Source organism: Streptomyces sp. NPDC005408, assembly GCF_040606445.1.
Taxonomy (GTDB): Bacteria; Actinomycetota; Actinomycetes; order Streptomycetales; family Streptomycetaceae; genus Streptomyces.
On the sequence record NZ_JBEXEX010000028.1, the window covers coordinates 42,267 to 59,720 of the forward strand.

Annotated in this window: 17 protein-coding genes; 11 read left to right on the top strand and 6 right to left on the bottom strand. The window is 72.3% G+C overall.

Features of this window, described 5'->3' with window-relative positions; genetic code table 11:
- Nucleotides 1–3: 3 nt before the first annotated feature.
- A complete protein-coding gene (locus ABZS64_RS24320; protein ID WP_355833482.1) occupies nucleotides 4–630 on the top strand; it encodes a precorrin-8X methylmutase in 627 nt (208 codons plus the stop codon).
- The gene (locus ABZS64_RS24325; protein ID WP_355833343.1) at nucleotides 627–2,135 is read left to right on the top strand and encodes a precorrin-2 C(20)-methyltransferase; all 1,509 of its coding nucleotides are present in this window, start codon (nucleotides 627–629) and stop codon (nucleotides 2,133–2,135) included. The genes ABZS64_RS24320 and ABZS64_RS24325 overlap by 4 nt, the downstream gene beginning before the upstream one ends.
- Here the strand turns inward: ABZS64_RS24325 and ABZS64_RS24330 are convergent.
- Nucleotides 2,120–2,866, bottom strand: a complete 747-nt coding sequence (locus tag ABZS64_RS24330; protein WP_355833345.1) for a cobalt-precorrin-6A reductase — start codon at nucleotides 2,864–2,866, stop codon at nucleotides 2,120–2,122. The genes ABZS64_RS24325 and ABZS64_RS24330 overlap by 16 nt on opposite strands.
- A 17-nt stretch (nucleotides 2,867–2,883) precedes the next feature.
- On the opposite strand from ABZS64_RS24330, the gene ABZS64_RS24335 reads away from it, so the two are divergent.
- Nucleotides 2,884–3,999 carry a cobalt-precorrin-5B (C(1))-methyltransferase gene (locus tag ABZS64_RS24335; protein ID WP_355833348.1) on the top strand — a complete coding sequence of 372 codons (1,116 nt, stop codon included), beginning with the start codon at nucleotides 2,884–2,886 and terminating at the stop codon, nucleotides 3,997–3,999.
- Nucleotides 4,000–4,754: 755 nt separating this feature from the next.
- Here ABZS64_RS24335 and cobM read toward each other — a convergent pair.
- Genes cobM through ABZS64_RS24350 form a run of 3 tightly spaced genes read right to left on the bottom strand, consistent with a single transcriptional unit; the run spans nucleotide 4,755 to nucleotide 7,704 of the window.
- The gene (gene cobM / locus ABZS64_RS24340) at nucleotides 4,755–5,534 is read right to left on the bottom strand and encodes a precorrin-4 C(11)-methyltransferase (protein WP_355833350.1); all 780 of its coding nucleotides are present in this window, start codon (nucleotides 5,532–5,534) and stop codon (nucleotides 4,755–4,757) included.
- Entirely contained in the window at nucleotides 5,531–6,772 is a 1,242-nt protein-coding gene (cbiE, locus tag ABZS64_RS24345) for a precorrin-6y C5,15-methyltransferase (decarboxylating) subunit CbiE (protein ID WP_355833353.1), read from the bottom strand. Before cbiE ends, cobM begins: the two co-directional genes overlap by 4 nt.
- A gap of 41 nt (nucleotides 6,773–6,813) precedes the next feature.
- On the bottom strand, nucleotides 6,814–7,704 hold the full coding sequence (locus tag ABZS64_RS24350; protein ID WP_355833356.1) for a DUF2867 domain-containing protein: 891 nt from the start codon (nucleotides 7,702–7,704) through the stop codon (nucleotides 6,814–6,816).
- 45 nt (nucleotides 7,705–7,749) lie between these two features.
- Between ABZS64_RS24350 and ABZS64_RS24355 the strand changes: the two genes are divergently transcribed.
- Nucleotides 7,750–8,367: a TetR/AcrR family transcriptional regulator gene (locus ABZS64_RS24355; RefSeq protein WP_355833359.1), complete on the top strand. Its 618-nt coding sequence runs from the start codon at nucleotides 7,750–7,752 to the stop codon at nucleotides 8,365–8,367.
- Between the two features lie 141 nt (nucleotides 8,368–8,508).
- Here ABZS64_RS24355 and ABZS64_RS24360 read toward each other — a convergent pair whose 3' ends face one another.
- Nucleotides 8,509–9,528 (bottom strand): Ku protein, encoded by a 1,020-nt coding sequence (locus ABZS64_RS24360; protein ID WP_355833362.1) that lies wholly within the window; start codon nucleotides 9,526–9,528, stop codon nucleotides 8,509–8,511.
- 49 nt (nucleotides 9,529–9,577) lie between these two features.
- Here ABZS64_RS24360 and ligD point away from each other — a divergent pair, with 49 nt between their 5' ends.
- From ligD to ABZS64_RS24375, 3 genes are all read left to right on the top strand, one after another.
- Entirely contained in the window at nucleotides 9,578–10,453 is an 876-nt protein-coding gene (ligD, locus tag ABZS64_RS24365; protein ID WP_355833365.1) for a non-homologous end-joining DNA ligase, read from the top strand.
- Nucleotides 10,450–11,355, top strand: coding sequence for an ATP-dependent DNA ligase (locus ABZS64_RS24370; protein ID WP_355833368.1), 906 nt, complete (start codon nucleotides 10,450–10,452; stop codon nucleotides 11,353–11,355). Before ligD ends, ABZS64_RS24370 begins: the two co-directional genes overlap by 4 nt.
- A gap of 65 nt (nucleotides 11,356–11,420) precedes the next feature.
- Nucleotides 11,421–11,852 (top strand): nuclear transport factor 2 family protein, encoded by a 432-nt coding sequence (locus ABZS64_RS24375; RefSeq protein ID WP_355833371.1) that lies wholly within the window; start codon nucleotides 11,421–11,423, stop codon nucleotides 11,850–11,852.
- A 10-nt stretch (nucleotides 11,853–11,862) separates the two neighbouring features.
- Here ABZS64_RS24375 and ABZS64_RS24380 read toward each other — a convergent pair whose 3' ends face one another.
- A complete protein-coding gene (locus ABZS64_RS24380; protein WP_355833374.1) occupies nucleotides 11,863–12,666 on the bottom strand; it encodes a nuclease-related domain-containing protein in 804 nt (267 codons plus the stop codon).
- Between the two features lie 115 nt (nucleotides 12,667–12,781).
- Between ABZS64_RS24380 and ABZS64_RS24385 the strand changes: the two genes are divergently transcribed.
- From ABZS64_RS24385 to ABZS64_RS24400, 4 genes are all read left to right on the top strand, one after another.
- Nucleotides 12,782–14,884: a PBS lyase gene (locus ABZS64_RS24385; RefSeq protein WP_355833376.1), complete on the top strand. Its 2,103-nt coding sequence runs from the start codon at nucleotides 12,782–12,784 to the stop codon at nucleotides 14,882–14,884.
- Nucleotides 14,881–15,192 carry a zinc-ribbon domain-containing protein gene (locus ABZS64_RS24390; protein WP_355833379.1) on the top strand — a complete coding sequence of 104 codons (312 nt, stop codon included), beginning with the start codon at nucleotides 14,881–14,883 and terminating at the stop codon, nucleotides 15,190–15,192. Before ABZS64_RS24385 ends, ABZS64_RS24390 begins: the two co-directional genes overlap by 4 nt.
- Nucleotides 15,193–15,406: 214 nt before the next feature.
- Entirely contained in the window at nucleotides 15,407–16,114 is a 708-nt protein-coding gene (locus ABZS64_RS24395; RefSeq protein WP_355833382.1) for a hypothetical protein, read from the top strand.
- Nucleotides 16,111–17,415 carry a HAMP domain-containing sensor histidine kinase gene (locus tag ABZS64_RS24400; protein ID WP_355833385.1) on the top strand — a complete coding sequence of 435 codons (1,305 nt, stop codon included), beginning with the start codon at nucleotides 16,111–16,113 and terminating at the stop codon, nucleotides 17,413–17,415. Before ABZS64_RS24395 ends, ABZS64_RS24400 begins: the two co-directional genes overlap by 4 nt.
- Nucleotides 17,416–17,454: the final 39 nt, after the last annotated feature.

Here is a 17,454-nt window from a genome sequence, read left to right on the forward strand (position 1 = left end):
ACAGTGTTCGACTACGAGAAGGACGGCCCGGCGATCTACCGCCAGTCCTTTGCCACCATCCGCGCGGAAGCGGATCTCGCGGGGCTGCCCGCCGATGTCAGCCAGGTCGCGGTCCGGATGATCCACGCCTGCGGCATGGTCGACCTGGTACGCGACCTCTCGTTCACACCGGACGTGGTGGCCCGCGCACGCGAGGCCCTGCGGGCCGGGGCGCCCATCCTGTGCGATGTCGCCATGGTCGCCAGCGGGGTGACCCGTAAGCGGCTGCCCGCCGACAACGACGTGGTGTGCACCTTGTCCGACCCCTCGGTCCCCGACCTTGCGGCGAAACTCGGAACCACCCGCAGCGCCGCGGCACTTGAACTGTGGCGCGACCGCATGGAGGGCGCGGTCGTGGCCGTCGGCAATGCGCCGACCGCTCTCTTCCGGCTGCTGGAGATGATCGAGGAGGGCGCCCCGCGCCCGGCGGCGGTCATCGGGGTGCCAGTCGGTTTCGTCGGAGCCGCCGAGTCCAAGGAGGCGCTCGCCGAACACCTCTCGGGTCTTGAGCACCTGGTGGTACGCGGACGCCGCGGCGGCAGCGCCATCGCGGCGGCCGCGCTCAACGCGATCGCGAGCGAGGAAGAATGAGCGCGAGCACTCCCCTCGGCACCGGTCGGCTGTACGGAGTCGGGCTCGGGCCCGGCGATCCGTCGCTGATGACCGTACGTGCCGTCGAAGTCATCGCCGGGGCCGATGTGGTCGCGTACCACAGCGCCCGGCACGGCCGTTCCATCGCGCGTTCCATCGCCGCGAAGCATCTGCGCGCCGACCACATCGAGGAGCCGCTGGTCTACCCCGTCACCACGGAGACCACCGACCATCCCGGCGGCTACCGGGGCGCGATGGAGGAGTTCTACACCGAGGCCGCGGCCCGGCTCGCCGTGCATCTCGACGCCGGCCGCACCGTCGCCGTGCTCGCGGAGGGCGACCCGCTCTTCTACGGCTCGTACATGCACATGCACAAGCGCCTCGCGGACCGCTACCCGACCGAGGTGATCCCCGGGGTGACCTCGGTGAGCGCCGCGGCCGCACGGCTCGGTACGCCGCTGGCCGAGGGCGAGGAGGTGCTGACGATCCTGCCCGGCACGCTGCCCGAGGAGGAGCTGACCGCGCGGCTCGCCTCGACGGACTCCGCGGTGGTGATGAAGCTGGGCCGCACGTTCACCAAGGTGCGGCGGGCGATCGAGCGCTCCGGGCGGCTGGACGAGGCCCGCTACGTCGAGCGCGCCACGATGGCCGGGGAGCGCACGGGCGAACTGGCCGACGTGGACCCGGAGTCGGTGCCGTACTTCTCGGTGGCGGTGCTGCCGAGCCGTATCGACGCGCCCGCGGTGGTACGGGAGCGGGGCGAGGTCGTCGTCCTCGGCACCGGTCCTGCGGGGCCGCTGTGGCTCACGCCCGAGACGCGTGGCGCGCTGGCCGCCGCGGACGATCTCGTCGGCTACACCACCTATCTGGACCGGGTTCCGGTGCGCCCGGGCCAGCTGCGGCACGGCTCCGACAACAAGGTGGAGGCCGAACGCGCCGAGTTCGCCCTCGACCTGGCCCTGCGGGGCAGGCGGGTCGCGGTGGTGTCCGGCGGCGACCCGGGCGTCTTCGCCATGGCCACCGCCGTGCTGGAGGCGGCGTCGCAGGACGCGTACAAGGACGTGCGGGTGCGGGTGCTTCCGGGACTGACCGCCGCCAACGCGGCCGCGGCCCGCGCGGGTGCCCCTCTCGGCCACGACTACGCGACACTCTCGCTCTCCGACCGGCTCAAGCCGTGGGAGGTCATCGCGGAACGCCTGCACGCGGCCGCGTCGGCCGATCTGGTGCTCGCGCTCTACAACCCCGGTTCACGCAGCCGGACCTGGCAGGTCGGCAAGGCACGTGACCTGCTGCTCGAACACCGGTCCGCGGACACCCCGGTGGTGCTCGGCCGGGATGTCGGCGGTGCGGAGGAGAGCGTACGGATCGTCCGGCTCGGCGATCTCGATCCGGCCGAGGTCGACATGCGGACGATCCTGATCGTCGGCTCCTCGCAGACGCAGGTCGTACGGCGCGGGGACGGCCAGGAGATCGTCTGGACGCCGCGCCGCTATCCGGAGAAGTGACCTGTCAGTCGACGCAGCCAGGCGGCGGCCTCGTCCGGTGAGGCCGCCACCGGGACGCCGTCCGGGACCGGGGGCCGCTGGACGACCACGACCGGGAGTCCGGCCTCGCGGGCGGCCGTGAGCTTGGGTGCCGTGGCAGCACCTCCGCTGTCCTTGGTGACCACGACGTCGATGCGGTGCCTGCGCAGCAGCTCGCGCTCACCGTCGAGGGTGAAGGGGCCGCGGTCGAGCAGCACCTCCATGCGGGGCGGGTACGGAGGCTCCGGGGCGTCCACCGACCGCATGAGGAACCACAGGTTGTCCAGGTGGGCGAAGGCCGCGAGGCCCATCCGGCCGGTCGTGAGAAACACCCTGCGGCCGAGCGCGGGAAGCAGCGCGGCCGCCTCCTCCAGGGACGCGGCCGGGTACCAGTCGTCGCCCTCGGCCGCGACCCAGCCGGGCCTGCGCAGGGCCAGCAGGGGAACATGAGCCTCGGCGGCGGCGGACGCCGCGTTGAAACTGATTGTCCCGGCGAAAGGATGGGTGGCGTCGATGAGCGCGTCCACGTCGTGCTCGCGCAGCCACTGGGCCAGGCCCTCGGCTCCGCCGAACCCGCCGATGCGGACGTCGCCCGCGGGGAGCCGGGGGGCGGCGACGCGGCCGGCGAGCGAGGTGGTGATCCGTACGGTGCCGTGGAGCTGTTCCGCGAGCCGCCGTGCCTCGGTCGTCCCGCCGAGGATCAGTACGTGCATCGGGTCGTGGTCCGTTCATGGGTGAGGCGAAGGGCGGGCGCAGCGCCCAACTGAAGCACACCGGGCTGCGGCACGGCTGGACCACCGGTGCGTGTGCGACCGCTGCCACCACCGCTGCGTACACGGCACTCCTGACCGGCGACTTTCCCGATCCGGTGACGATCACGCTGCCGAAGGGGCAGACGCCGTCGTTCGCGCTGGCCGCGGAGTCGCTGGCGGACGGGCGGGCGATGGCGGGCATCGTGAAAGACGCGGGCGACGACCCGGACGTCACGCACGGCGCGCTCATCCGCGCGACGGTACGGGTGCTGCCGCGTGGCTCGGGGGTGGTGTTCGCGGCCGGGCCGGGCGTCGGGACGATCACCCGCCCCGGGCTGCCGCTCGACGTCGGCGAACCCGCCGTCAATCCCGTGCCGCGTCAGATGATGCGCGAGCATGTCGCGCTGGTCGCCGGGCGGTACGGCGGGACCGGCGACGTCGAGATCACCGTCTCCGTCGACCACGGCGAGGAGATCGCCCGCTCGACCTGGAATCCCCGGCTCGGGATTCTGGGCGGCCTCTCGATCCTCGGGACGACCGGCATCGTCGTGCCGTACTCCTGCTCGGCGTGGATCGACTCGATCCGGCGCGGCGTCGACGTGGCGCGGGCGGCGGGGCGTACGCATGTGGCGGGCTGCACGGGGTCGACGTCCGAGAAGACGGTCGTCGCGGAGTACGGCCTGCCGGAGGACGCGCTGCTGGACATGGGGGACTTCGCGGGCGCGGTGCTGAAGTATGTGCGGCGGCACCCGGTCGACCGGCTCACCATCTGCGGCGGGTTCGCCAAGCTGTCCAAGCTGGCGGCCGGGCATCTGGATCTGCACTCCGGTCGGTCCCAGGTGGACAAGGCGTTCCTGGCGGACCTGGCCCGGGCGGGCGGCGCGGACGAGTCCCTCGCGGCATCAGTCTCCACGGCGAACACGGGCCTGGCGGCACTCCAGCTGTGCGCGTCGGCGGCCGTCCCCCTGGGAGACCTGGTGGCGGTTGCGGCACGGGACCAGGCGGTGGGGGTACTGCGGGGTGCGCCGGTGGTGGTGGACGTGATCTGCATCGACAGGGCGGGGGTTGTGGTCGGTCGAAGCGGGCTGAGCTAGGCCCTGTCGTTTGGATCAGGCCGGATCAGGGAGCGGGGTCTGGTGCGTGCGATCGCAAGGCGGAGGAAGGAGCCGACGCGGAGCGTCGGCGACTGACGACAACGCGGCGAGCGTGCGTGCCAGGGCACGCGAGCCCGGCAAGATCCGAACGACAGGCCCTAGGCCCGTCGGTCCCTGCGGGGCCGTTCCCCCACCCCGCCCCTTCCCGAACCGGGGCTCCGCCCCGGACCCGGGTCGGTCCTCAAACGCCGGACGGGCTATGGGTGTTGCCGCGGACCGCACGGTGGGCCGGTGTGTCCGTCCTCAAACGCCGGACGGGCTGGAATGGCGCCCCCGGCGGGGTGACACCCCGCAGCCGGGCCGCGGCGCGAAGCTGCCGTCCCCGGCGGAAGCGACGTCCCCCTCCGGGGCACGAAGACGCCGCGCAGGGCCGGAAGCGGCGCTCCCCGACCATCGGCGCGAGGCCCCCGCGCTGAGCAGAAGCGACCCCACCCCTCCGCGCGCGAAGCTGCCGCGCAAGGGGCGGAAGCAGCGCTCCCCGACCGCGGCGTTGAGACGCCGAGTGGCGGGCACGCTCCGTCCCCGACCGCGGCGCGAAGCCGCCGCGCCGGGCGGAAGCTCCCCCCGTCGGCGCGAAGCTGCCGCGCCGCCCCGGGGGTGTGGGGCGTCAGCCCCCACCAACCCTCCCCCTCCCGGGGGCTGGGGGCGAAGCCCCCAGTGTCGGGCAGGGGCGGGGTGGGGGAACACTCCCCCGTTCAAGCCACCGGCGCACCCGGCACCGGCGCGCAAGGCTCGTGGCGCTCGCGCCCCTCCGAGTACAAGTGGCTGTCCCGGAACTGCGAAGCCCCAAGCGTCCGCCCCACCATGATCACCGCCGTCCGCAGGACACCCGCCGACCTCACCTGGTCCGCGATGTCCGCGAGCGTGCCGCGCAGGATCAGTTCGTCGGGGCGGCTCGCCATCGCGACCACCGCCGCCGGGCAGTCGGAGCCGTAGTGCGGTTCCAACTCCTCGACCACGCGGTCCACGTACCGCGTCGCGAGGTGCAGCACGATCAGCGCGCCGCTGCGGCCGAGCGTCGCCAGATCCTCGCCCTCCGGCATCGCGGTGGCGCGGTTGGCGATCCGCGTCAGGATGACCGTCTGGCCGACGGTCGGCACCGTCAGCTCCCGCTTGAGCGCGGCGGCCGCGGCCGCGAAGGCCGGGACGCCGGGCACGACCTCGTACGGCACAGCCGCCGCGTCCAGGCGCCGCATCTGTTCGGCGACCGCGCTGAAGACGGACGGGTCGCCCGAGTGCAGCCGGGCCACGTCCAGGCCCGCTTCGTGCGCGCGGATCAGTTCGGCAGTGATCTCGTCCAGGTTGAGCTGGGCGGTGTCCACCAGGCGGGCGTCCGGCGGGCATTCGGCGAGCAGTTCACGGGGGACGAGGCTGCCCGCGTACAGGCAGACCTGGCAGGAGGCGAGCGTACGGGCGCCGCGCACCGTGATCAGGTCGGCGGCGCCGGGGCCGGCGCCGATGAAGTACACGGTCATCGTTGATCTCCTGATTTGGTGACGGACCACTGGGTGACCGGCATCGCCTGCCGCCAGCCGGTGAAGCCGCCCACGGGGACGGCGTGCGCCACGGCGAGGCGTACGAGCTCGCCGCCGTGCCGCCGGTACCGGTCGGCCAGCAGTGCTTCGGACTCCAGGGTCACGGTGTTGGCGACAAGACGCCCGCCCGCTGGCAACGCCTCCCAGCACGCGTCCAGCAGCCCCGGCACGGTCAGCCCCCCTCCGACGAACACCGCGTCCGGCGTGGGGAGCTGGGCGAGCGCCTCGGGTGCTGCGCCGGTGATGACGCGCAGCCCCGGCACACCGAGCCGGTCGGCGTTGCGGGCGATGCGCTCGGCCCGTACCGCGTCCCGCTCGACGGTGACGGCCCTGCAGGAGCGGTGCGTACGCATCCACTCGACCGCGATGGAGCCGGAGCCGCCGCCGATGTCCCACAGCAGCTCGCCGGGGGCGGGCGCGAGCGCGCCGAGCGTGGCGGCCCGGACATGGCGTTTGGTGAGCTGGCCGTCGTGTTCGTACGCATCGTCCGGCAGCCCCGGTACGGCGCCGAGACGCAGGCTCCCGGGCGCGCGCCGGCAGTCGACGGCGATGACGTTCAGCGGATCGCCGGACGGGCGGTCCCACTTCTCCGCCGTACCCTCCGTCTGCTCTTCGCGTTCCCCGCCGAGCTGTTCGAGCACCCGCATCCGGCTGGGCCCGAACCCCTGCTCGCGCAGGAGGGCCGCGACCTCGGCGGGGGTCGCGGCTCCGGCGCTGAGGACGAGCAGCCGCCGCCCGTCGTACAGGGCCGCGCAGAGCTGCGCGGTGGGCCTGCCGACGAGCGTCACGACCTCGGTGTCCTCCAGCGGCCAGCCGAGGCGCGCGCAGGCGTACGACATGGAGGAGGGGTGCGGCAGTACGTGCGGGACGCCGGGGCCGAGCACTTCGGTGAGCGTCCGGCCGATGCCGTAGAACATGGGATCGCCGCTCGCGAGCACCGCGACCCGGCGCCCGGCGTGGGCCGCGAGCAGCCCGGGCACGGCGGGCCGCAGCGGCGACGGCCAGGCCACCCGCTCGGCCGCGCAGGCGGGTGGCAGGAGCTCAAGCTGGCGCGGGCCCCCGATGACGACCTCGGCGTCCAGGAGGGCGCGTTGCGAGGTGGCGGGGAGTCCGTCCCAGCCATCGGCTCCGATCCCGACGACGGTGACTGCCGGTGCGGTGGGGGAAGCGGGACTCACGGACGGACACCTCGGGTACGGGGAGAGCTCGAAGGCGCACTCTACTGGGCGGCCGTTTCCGCACGTAGAGCGGCCGGAGGGGCCGCGAAGGCCAGGCGCCGGTGAGCGCGGCGGAGCATCCTGCGTGCCACCGGCGGATGGAGGTGGCGGATCACGGCGAAGTAGAGCCTGCCGCGCCAGTTGTGGATCTTGACGACGCTGGTGAGCGTGACCTTGTCGTCGGCGATGAGGACCGAGGCGCGGAAGTCGAGGTGTCCGGCGTCCTCACCGAGCAGCAGCTCGTTGGGGGCTGTCGCCTGTATCTCGAACGGGAGGACGTCGCGCCAGGCATGGGGGTCGCGGGGCATTCCCGGATCCAGGGGAAGGACGCAGGCGTCCGCGAAGTCCGGGGCGGCGAACGCCTGGTGGGCGAGTTCGGCCTCCGGCGGGACGGGTGCCGCCTTCGGCCGGTCGCGGACCAGGCGGTGCATCAGCCGCGCCCGGCGCGACCACCGGTGCGGCTTGGTCAGGGTGCCCGGGGTCGCGGCGCGCTCGATGTTGTCGAGGATCTCTTCGACCATCGTGTCGTGCATCGGGCGGATCACCAGGGTCCACAGCAGCCAGGACTTGAGGTCCTGTTCTTGTTCGAGGACATGACGGACCCGGCAGCTGCCCGCGCCCGTCGGTTCTGTCTCGAGGGTGTGAAAGCCGTTGGAGGGCGGGCTGAAGTCGAAGCGGATGCTGCGGCCGGGGTCGTATGCGCCGACCGAGTAGCGGACGAAACCGTGACCGCCGTCCGCACCCACGCCGAGGGGCCGGTCGAAGCGGATCGGGGGCCAGACGGGGCTCGGGCTGAGTGGGTCGTCGGGCGATGAGACGCGGTCGAGCAGGGCGCCGACCACCTCCGCCGGGGCTGCGACCGGTCGTTCGTGGACGTTCCGCACTGTGCGCATCACGCACCTCCATACGGTGGCGTATGTTTTACCGTACGGTAGCGTATGGACATGGCGCAAGCAGAACGGGCCCGCCGGGCAGGGCAGTCCGGGCAGGCACGCAAGAGACTCACGGCACGCGACTGGGCCGACGCGGCGCTCGCCGCCATCGGGGAGCGCGGGCTCGCCGGCGTCGCCGTGGAGCCGCTCGCCGCACGGCTCGGGACGACCAAGGGCAGCTTCTACTGGCACTTCACCAACCGGGACGCGCTGATCGAGGCCGCGCTCGGGCGGTGGGAAGAGATCTGCACCGAGCAGATCATTACCGCGATGGAGTCCGAGCCGGACCCGGAGCGGCGGCTGCGCAGGCTCTTCGCGACGGTGACGGCGTCGGCCGCGGAGGATCCCCTTGAGGTGTCACTGCTCGCCACGGCCGGCCATCCGCAGGTCGCTGTCGTGCTTGAGCGGGTGACGGTGCGCCGGATCGGCTATGTGGCGGACCTCTTCGAGGAGTTGGGCTTCGGGGCCGAGGAGGCGCGGCGGCGCGGGCTGCTCGCGTACACGAGCTATCTGGGCCACACGCAACTGAGCCATGCGGTGCCGCAGGCATTGCCGGTGGGGGTGGAGCGGGGGGCGTACTTGGAGTCGGTGATGGACATGCTGCTGTGTGGGGGGCCGGGGTGAGCGTGGGCCAGGGGGCGTTGGTGGTAGCTCTCCGGTGGGTGGTCTCGCGGGCGAACCGCCGAGGGGTGACCCGGAAGGACGCCGGGGCAACTGAGCTCCGCCGGCGATTGAGGCGCGGGGTCCGGGGCGGAGCCCCGGCGGTCATGCCGAAGACCGCTTCCTCGGGGACGCCTTCTTGGCCGTGGACTTGGCCGACGCCGTCTTCTTCGCCGCTGTCGACTTCGTAGTCGTCGACTTGGTTGTCGTCGACTTCGCGGCGGCGGTCTTCTTCTTCGCCGCCGTCGACGTCGACTTCTTCCCACCCGACGCCTTCGGCGCGCTCGACGTCCTCGCCGTCGCCCGCTTGCGGCCCTTGATCGGCGTCACCTCGGCGACTTCGTCGCCCCTCGCCTCCTTCGCCGCTCGTACGCTGCCCTCCAGCGCCGCCATCAGGTCGATGACCTGGCCGCCGCGCTCCTCGGGGGCCGCCTCGGGGAGCACGCCGCCGCCCTCCACCTTCGCGGCGATCAGCTGCTCCACCGCAGCCCGGTAGTCGTCGTGCAGCGAGTCCAGGTCGACTTCGCCGAGCGTGTCCATCAACGCGTCGGCCAGGTCGAGTTCGGCCTCCCGGACCGTCACATCGGCCTCCGGGGCCACGTCCTGCGGCATACGGATCTCGTCCGGCCAGAGCAGTCCGTGCATGGCGATCACGTCGTCGACGACGCGCAGCATGCCGAGCCGCTCCCGCCCGCGCAGGGCGAACTTCGCGACGGCGACCTTCTGGCTGCGCTTGAGCGCCTCGCGCAGCAGGGTGTACGGCTTGACGGCGGGGACGCCGTTCGCCGACAGGTAGTACGCCGCGTCCATCTGGAGCGGGTCGATCGACGACGCGGGCACGAACGCGACGATCTCGATCGTCTTCGCCGTCGGGAGCGGGAGGGCCGCCAGGTCCTCGTCCGTGATCGGGATGATCGATCCGTCCGCGTCCTCGTACCCCTTGCCGATCTCCGAGGCCGGCACTTCCTTCTCCTCCAGCTCGCAGACCTTGCGGTAGCGGATCCGGCCGCCGTCGGTGGTGTGGATCTGGCGGAAGGAGATGGAGTGGTTCTCCGTGGCGTTGACCAGCTTGATCGGGATGCTGACCAGGCCGAAGGAGATCGCACCGTTCCATATGGATCGCACGTTTGATCCCTTTCATCCGAAATTCCAGGATTCGTGGGATTCTCATCGTATGACGCCGATCACGGAGGTGGAGGGGCGGCGCCTGTCGCTCACCAACCTGGAGAAGGTCCTCCACCCCGCCACCGGGACCACCAAGGGCGAGATCCTGCACTACTACGCCACCACGGCCGGTGCGATCCTCGCCCATCTCCACAACCGGCCGCTGTCCTTCCTCAGATATCCGGACGGCCCGGACGGGCAGCTGTTCTTCACCAAGAATCCGCCGCCCGGTACGCCGTCCTGGGTACGGACCGTCGAGGTGCCGCGCTCCGAGGACAAGCACGCGCACCAGGTCGTCGTCCAGGATCTGGCGTCGCTGATGTGGGCGGCGAACCTGGTGGTCGAGTTCCATACGCCGCAGTGGCAGGCGGACGAGCCGGGGATCGCCGACCGTATGGTCTTCGACCTCGATCCGGGCGCCCCGGCGACGATCGTCGAGTGCTGCGCCGTGGCGCTCTGGCTGCGTGAGCGGCTGGCGGCCGACGGCCTGAACGCGTACGCCAAGACCTCGGGCTCCAAGGGCCTGCACGTCCTCGTACCGCTGGAGCCGACCCCGTCGGAGAAGGTCTCGGCGTACGCGAAGAGCCTGGCCGTCGAGGGCGAGGCCGAGCAGCCGGGGCTGATCCTGCACCGGATGACGCGCTCCCTGCGGCCCGGCAAGGTCTTCGTCGACCACAGCCAGAACTCCGCCAAGAAGACCACCGCGACCCCTTACACGTTGCGCGCCCGCACCGAGCCGACCGTGTCCACGCCCATCACCTGGGAGGAGATCGAGGCGCACCAGAACCTCGTCTTCCGGATCGGCGACATCGCGCCACGGCTGGAGCGGTACGGGGACCTGCTCGGCCCGCTCATCAATCTCAACCGCGCGAGGCCGCTGCCATGAGCGTGCCGCGCCCACCCCTGAAGGTCGCACTCGCCGAATCGGTGAGCGTGCTGCCGCGCGGGCACGGCCTGGCGTACGAGCCGAAGTTCGACGGCCACCGGATGGTGATCTTCCGGGTCGGCGGCAAGGTGCTGCTGCAGGCACGTTCGGGGCGGATCATCACGGCAGCATTTCCTGATCTCGCGGACGCGGCAGAGCAGTTGCCGGACGGCACGGTGCTGGACGGCGAGGTGGTCGTGTGGACGGAGGGCCGTACCGACTTCGCCTCCGTACAGAAGCGCGCCGCCGCCACCGCGGGGCGCGCCCCCGTCCTCGCGCGCCGGCTGCCCGCCTCGTACGCCGCCTTCGATCTGCTGGCGGAGGGCGGCGAGGATCTGCGGCTGTCGGCGTACGAGAAGAGGCGCGCGCGGCTGGTCGCGCTGCTCGGCCCGCTCGGGCCGCCGCTGCAGCCCGTGCCGATGACACTGGACGCGGACGAGGCGGCGACCTGGTTCGAGTCGCTGCCCGCGATCGGTGTCGAGGGTCTGGTGGTCAAGCGGCTGGACCAGACGTACCGGAGCGGCACGCGCGCGTGGTGGAAGCTTCGGCACACGTACGCGCGCGACGCGGCGGTCGTCGGCTTCACCGGGCCGACGGCGCGACCCGCCGCACTCGTCCTCGTACTGCCCGACGACGACACCCCCGTCGTGTCCAGCCCGCTGGCCCCGGCGCTGCGGGCGCAGGCGGCGGCCGTGCTCACCACGGTGACCAGCGCGAACACGGGTACCGCGACGGCGGTCGGCGTGGGCGAGGTCGAGTACAGAACCGTGGCGCCAGGCCTGACGGCGGAGGTGGAGCAAGGCACGACACGGCACACGGTGACCACCGTGCTGCGGCTGCGGCTCCCCGAGGACCACGATTAATCAAGTTTGACCAGTGCATCCACAGGGGATACAACTCCTCACGTAGTCAAGTTTGAGGAGACAGTGTGACCTTTCTGCCCGGCACCGGATACACCCCGACCCCCGAAGAGCTCGCGAGCATCGAGGCCTGGTTCGCCGCGTACGACGCCCACAGTGCCAAGCGCGAAGTCGAGCGCATGGCGGACCTCGCCGTCTTCCCGCTCAACCTGGTCAGCGACGACTCGGCGGGCAACGGCGCGTCGGCCCAGTGGGACCGGCGGCAGTTCATCGAGACGATGAGCCAGGTGATGGGGGACGGCAGCGACGACATCACCTTCGAGTCGACGCGTACGCCGGTCTTCCTCTCCCCCGCCATGGCCGTCGTCTTCACGGACTCGGCCATGACGATGGAGGGGCAGACGCAGCAGCTGCGGTACGCCGACATCCTGATCAAGCGCGACGGCGCGTGGGCGTTCCAGACCATGATCCAGAGCGGCTGGGGCGACAACCTCAGCTGATCCGCCCCGGTTACGCGCGCAGCCAGGTACGGCGGTCCCGTGCCGTCGCGTACAGCGCCTCGATGTCCGCGGGCTTCAGTACGCCGCCGAGCCTGGCCAGCGCGGGGACTTCGTCGTCGCGGATGATCCGTATGTCGGGCGGCACGGGCAGCACATCGAGCCGCGCCGCCCCGACCACGGCGAGGACCGGGCGTACCGCCGCCGCCAGCGCGAGGGTCGCGCGCTCGGCCCGGCGGCGGGTCAGCCGCAGCAGCGGGCTCGGCCCGCCGCGCCCGGCCCGCACCATCGGGTCGGCGATGCGCACCCGCTGCCGTCGGGCCGCCAGGGTGTGCACGGCGAGCAGTCCGGCGGGACCGACGGCCAGATGGTCGATGCGGTCGGCACCCGGCAGCGGTACCGAGTGCAGGATCCGCCAGCCCGCGCCCTCCAGCTGGTCGAGCGCATCGCCGAGCAGCTGCTGGGCGGCGAGTTCGACGCGGCGCGGGTCCTGCCGGAAGTGGCGGCCGCCCGCCGGGAGCGAGTCGAGCTCCACCAGGAGTCCTTCGCCGGGGCGGTTGGGGGCCAGGTCGTCGTCCGGGTGCAGGGAGAGCCTGGCGAGATCGGCGGAGGTGGGTACGGGCGGCGGTCCGACGCTGACATCGCCGGTCAGATAGGGGGCCAGGGCCGCCAGCACATCGGCACGGTGGCGCTCGGAGACCAGGCTGACCCGGCCGCTGTCCCTGTCGTACCAGGCGACGTTGCGGCCGTCCGGGAGGCTGACGTACAGCCGGTCCCGGCCCTGCCTGCGTGCCGGTGTGACGCGAAGTCCCGTCATGCCACCACCCCCCGACCATGGGAACAGCCCCGGGGCCTTCGGGGCAATAAGCACGCGATGCCGGAGCGGTGGTGCACACTCTTCCCGAGCGCAAGGTTCTTGGGAGGGGGCAAGCGTGTTCGGGGGGATCCACGAGGTCGACTGGGCAGCACTGGGGCACGCCTACGGTCCGGCGGACGATGTGCCGGAGATGCTGTACGGACTTGCATCGGCGGACCCGGAGGACCGTGAGACAGCACTCGACGGGATGTACGGAGCGGTGCATCACCAGGGCGATGTGTACGACTCGACGCTCGCCTGCATTCCCTTCCTCCTCGAACTCGTGGCGAATCCGGCGGTCCAGGACCGCGGCGGCATCGTCGAGTTGCTGACCAGCATCGGCGGCATCGATCTGGACGACGACGAACTGGACCCGGAGGACGAGGAGTTCGAGTACGCCGCGAACTACGCGATGGCCGCATCCGCCGTGACGGCCGGAGCTGACGTCTTCCTCGCGCTGCTCGACGCCGACGACCGCGGGGTGCGGCTCACGGCGCCGCTCGCCCTCGCGACCCTGCACAGCGATCCCGAACTGGTGCTGTCCCTGCTGCGGGAGCGCCTCGGCGCCGAGCCGGACGCGGAGGTGCGCTTCGCCTGTGTCGAGGCCGGAGGCCGGATAGCGCTGCGGCACCGGCGGCTCGCGCCCGAAGTGGTGCAGTGGCTCCTGGGCCTGACCCGGGTGCCGCGCGGCCCGGGGCTGCGGCTGGCCGCGCTCGCACAGCTCGCCCGCTGCGCGCCGGACGCGCTGCCCGCCGATGTCGTGCCGGGGGTGACGGGCCTGCTGCGTGAGCTGCGCGCCGAGCCGGTGGCCGCGTCCTTTGTCGCGGAGCCCGTTCCCGAGCGGCCGCCCGCGCCCACCCTGCTCGGGCGGCTGCGCGAGGCGCACGAGGCGGACACGGTGGGCCGCGGCGCCCCCTGGACGGCTGATCTGCTGCGCACGCTGCACTCCGGTCTCGGCGATCGCGTGGACGACCGGATCGCGCTGCTCGCCGACCAGTTGTGCAGCCCCGACTGGGGGCAGCGGATCGATGCCGTACGGATGAGCAGCGGGCTGCTGCGGACCTGGCGCGGTGCGTACGGGGAGCTGGTAGGCCTGATCGGGGAACAGCTCGCCGACCCGGAGAAACGGCTGGCCGACGCGGCCGCCGACACGCTCGGGGAGCTGTTCTGCCTGGCCGCCCCTGCCGCCGACGCGCTGGCCGACCGGGTGGCCGCCGACCCCGGGGCCTGGGTGCGCGAATGGCAGGGCGGGCCGCCCACGCTCGGCAGTGCGCTGGTGGCGCTGGCCCGGGCGGGCGACCGGCGTTCGGTGCCGGTGCTGGCGCGGACGCTGGATCTTCCCGAGCCGCCGCACGACCTGGGCCATGCCCTGGACCATCTGGGCGCGGCCGCGGCACCGCTGGCACCGGCGCTGCGGCGCAGGCTCGGCGGGATCGAACTGGACGAGCGGCTCTACGACCGGGCCGGACCGCTGCTGTACGGACTGGCGGCACTGCGGGCCGCCGAGGCGGCGCCCGAGGTGCTGCGGGTCCTGCGGGGCGCGCCCGACTACCGCAGGGAGTGGGTCGCCGAGTCGGCACTGCGGGCGCTGACCGCGTTCGGCCCCGAGGCCGCCGATGCGATACCGGACCTGCGGGCGCTGCTGCGCTCGGTCGGCGTCGGCTCCGGCTTCTCGGCGTCACTCGCGGCGAGAACGGCGGGCGCGCTGTGGGCGATCGAGGGTGACGCCGGGGCCGTACTGCCCGTGCTGTGTGCCGCGCTGTCCGAGACGGACTCCGGCGGACGGCGCTCGGCGGCGACGGCGCTCGGAGCGCTCGGCCCGGCGGGCGCGGAGGCCGCTCCGGCCCTGGGTGACCTGCTGCGCGCGGCGGAACCGTGGACCCGGGTGGACGCGGCGATCGCGCTGTGGCGGGTGACGGGCGATGCCGGGCGGGCATGGCCGGTGCTGCTCAAGGCATGGGAGCAACTGCCCAACACCCGGGTCGTGATCGCCCAGTGCCTGACGGAACGGACACGGCCGACGGCGGACGGAGCCGAGCGCATTCTGCGCGAAGAGCTCAACTCGGTACGACGTCACAACGCGATCGACGGCGGCTACGGCAGCCATGACATCTTTACGGACGAGAAGCTGCTGGCCCTGTGCCGGCAGGCACTGACGAGGGAGAGACCAACAGCATGATCGTCTTTGGCACCCGGGGCTACCTCTACCAGCTGGCGATACTCACGCTGGTGTGCGGGCACTGCGGCAACCCCGCCGCGCACACGCTCAGGCGGCGCGTCACCAAGTTCACACTCTTCTTCATCCCGCTGTTCCCGATCTCGTCGAGCTATGCGACGCAGTGCACCTTCTGCGGCGCGGAGCAGCGGGTGACCAAGGAGCAGGCGGAGCAGCTGCAGGCCCAGGGCACGGGCGGTCAGGCCCAGGGGCAGGGGCAGGGGTACGGGCAGCCGCAGCAGCAGCCCGGCCAGCAGCCGTACCAGTCCTGACGAGGGTCGGGGGGCCGGTCCCGGCACGGACCGGCCCGGACCGAACAGGCAGGTCGCGCGGGCCCGCAGCCACGTTCAAGATCCGCGAGACCGGACGGTTGGACAAAAAGGACTTCCCTGCGAATAAGGTGGTCATCGCACTGACAGCATCATCTTCTTCGCCGGCCCGGTGAAGTAGAGCCGCACCCCGGGCGACCGCCCGGCGAGGAGAATCTTGAGCCCGAGGTCCCACCGCCTGTTGTACGCCGTGCTGCTGACGGCGACCGCAGCCGTACTGCTGTCCGGCTGCGGCAACGAGGGACGGATCAAGAGCGCGGGCGCGACCCCCACGGCCGTCGGCCCCGTACGGCTGTGGCCCCATCTGCCTCCCGTCACCGCGCCGCCCAACGACTACGGCGAGACGGACACCGAGCGCGTCGCCGGCATCAAGGTGCCCGGCGACGATGTCCGCGCTCTCGACGCCGTCGGCGTGGTGCAGGCCGAGGCCAAGGCCCACCCCGATCAGTTCACCGGCGTCGACGGCCTCTACAAGGAGACCGTCCAGAAGCTCGGTACGTGCAAGCAGAAGCCGAAGTCCTGCCCCGTGCTCACGCCGTACTACCGCGATCTGACCGGTGACGGCCACGAGGAGCTGATCGTCGGCATCAAGATGCCCGAGCAGCAGACCGCGGTGCGCGTCTACATGCCCGGCAAGGGCGGGCTGACCCGGATCATGTCCACCTCCGACCAGGTCGTCAGCGTGGATCTGGCCGGCCGGGATCTGATCATGCGGTCGGTCTCGGCGGGCATCCCCGGATACGAGTACCGCACGGCCTGGTCCTGGGACGAGCAGCAGCACGCGATGCTCCCGACCCGCGACGAGATCGTCCGCGTCAAGCCGTCCCGCTCCCCCGTGCCCGAGCCGTCGGCGGCCCCGCAGTGAGGCGGCCGCGGCTGCCCCGCTGGACCGCGACCCTCACCTGGAAGGCCGCGGTCTTCATCACCGTGATGTGCTGCGCGCTCGCCGCGCTGCTCGGCGTACTGGTGCATGCGTCGGTGACCCGGCAGACAGTGGATCAGGCGCGGGAGAAGGCGCTGGCCCGGCTGGTCGAGGTCACCCGGGCGTACGAGTCGGGCGAGCCGGTCCCCCGCTACGGGGGCGTTGACCCGCGGGGGCTTCCCAAGTCGCTGCGCGCCCTCGCGATCGGCGGGAAGCGCGGCACGATGGTCGAGAGCTTCCGGGGCCACCCCACCATGTGGGCGGCAGGCCCTGCCGACGGCCGGGCGCTCGCCGTCCGCGTCGACTACACCACCAGCGCGAACACGATCTCGGGCCTGGACCAGGCGATCGTCGGCTCCTCGGTGCTGGCCATCGGGGCGACGCTGCTGGTGGGCGCGTTCGCCGTCACCCGCGTCACGCGCCGGCTCCATCTGACGGCGCAGGTGGCGCGGAGGATCAGCGCGGGCGATCTGGACACGCGCGTCAACGACCCGCGCACCAAGGACCCTTCGCGCCCCCAGGACGAGGTGGCGACGGTCTCCGGGGCGCTGGACACCATGGCCTCGTCCCTGCAGGGCAAGCTGCTGAGCGAGCAGCGGTTCACGGCGGATGTGGCGCACGAGTTGCGTACGCCACTGACCGGACTGAGCGCCGCGGCCGAGCTGTTGCCGGAGGGCCGTCCGGCCGAGCTGGTACGCGACCGGGTGCGGGCGATGCGCTCGCTGACGGAGGATCTGCTGGAGATCTCCCGGCTCGACGCGGGCAGCGAGACGGTCGACCTGGATGTGCACGAGCTGGCGCATCTGGCCGAGCGGGTGGTGCGGGCCTCCGCGACGGACACGGAGGTACGGGTCCTGCGCGACGCGACCGTCGAGACCGACAAGCGCAGGCTGGAGCGGGTGCTCGGCAATCTGATCGCCAACGCCCACAAGCACGGGAAGCCCCCGGTGGTGCTGACCGTGGACGGCGCTGTGGTGACGGTCACCGACCACGGCACGGGCTATCCGGACTACATCCTCGATCACGGGCCCCAGCGCTTCCGTACGGACGGCGGCAGCAAGGGCCACGGGCTCGGACTGACCATCGCGGTCGGCCAGTCGGCAGTGATCGGCGCGGAGCTGCGCTTCCTGAACGCACCCGAGGGAGGCGCGGTGGCCCGGCTGACGCTGCCGGAGTACGTGCGGTTCGTGGACGACGCGGGCGACATGGCCGACAACGCGGCGGAGCACGGCCGGACGGGCTGAATTCGGCCCGTCCCACGATGGAGGACCGGGGTCCGGGGC

Coding starts and splice junctions, on each gene's coding strand:
- ABZS64_RS24325 (WP_355833343.1), top strand. CDS start 627: ATGAGCGCGAGCACTCCCCTCGGCACCGGTCGGCTGTACGGAGTCGGG.
- ABZS64_RS24335 (WP_355833348.1), top strand. CDS start 2,884: ATGGGTGAGGCGAAGGGCGGGCGCAGCGCCCAACTGAAGCACACCGGG.
- ligD (WP_355833365.1), top strand. CDS start 9,578: ATGACGCCGATCACGGAGGTGGAGGGGCGGCGCCTGTCGCTCACCAAC.
- ABZS64_RS24350 (WP_355833356.1), bottom strand. CDS start 7,704: ATGCGCACAGTGCGGAACGTCCACGAACGACCGGTCGCAGCCCCGGCG.
- ABZS64_RS24370 (WP_355833368.1), top strand. CDS start 10,450: ATGAGCGTGCCGCGCCCACCCCTGAAGGTCGCACTCGCCGAATCGGTG.
- cobM (WP_355833350.1), bottom strand. CDS start 5,534: ATGACCGTGTACTTCATCGGCGCCGGCCCCGGCGCCGCCGACCTGATC.
- ABZS64_RS24380 (WP_355833374.1), bottom strand. CDS start 12,666: ATGACGGGACTTCGCGTCACACCGGCACGCAGGCAGGGCCGGGACCGG.
- ABZS64_RS24355 (WP_355833359.1), top strand. CDS start 7,750: ATGGACATGGCGCAAGCAGAACGGGCCCGCCGGGCAGGGCAGTCCGGG.
- ABZS64_RS24390 (WP_355833379.1), top strand. CDS start 14,881: ATGATCGTCTTTGGCACCCGGGGCTACCTCTACCAGCTGGCGATACTC.
- ABZS64_RS24330 (WP_355833345.1), bottom strand. CDS start 2,866: ATGCACGTACTGATCCTCGGCGGGACGACCGAGGCACGGCGGCTCGCG.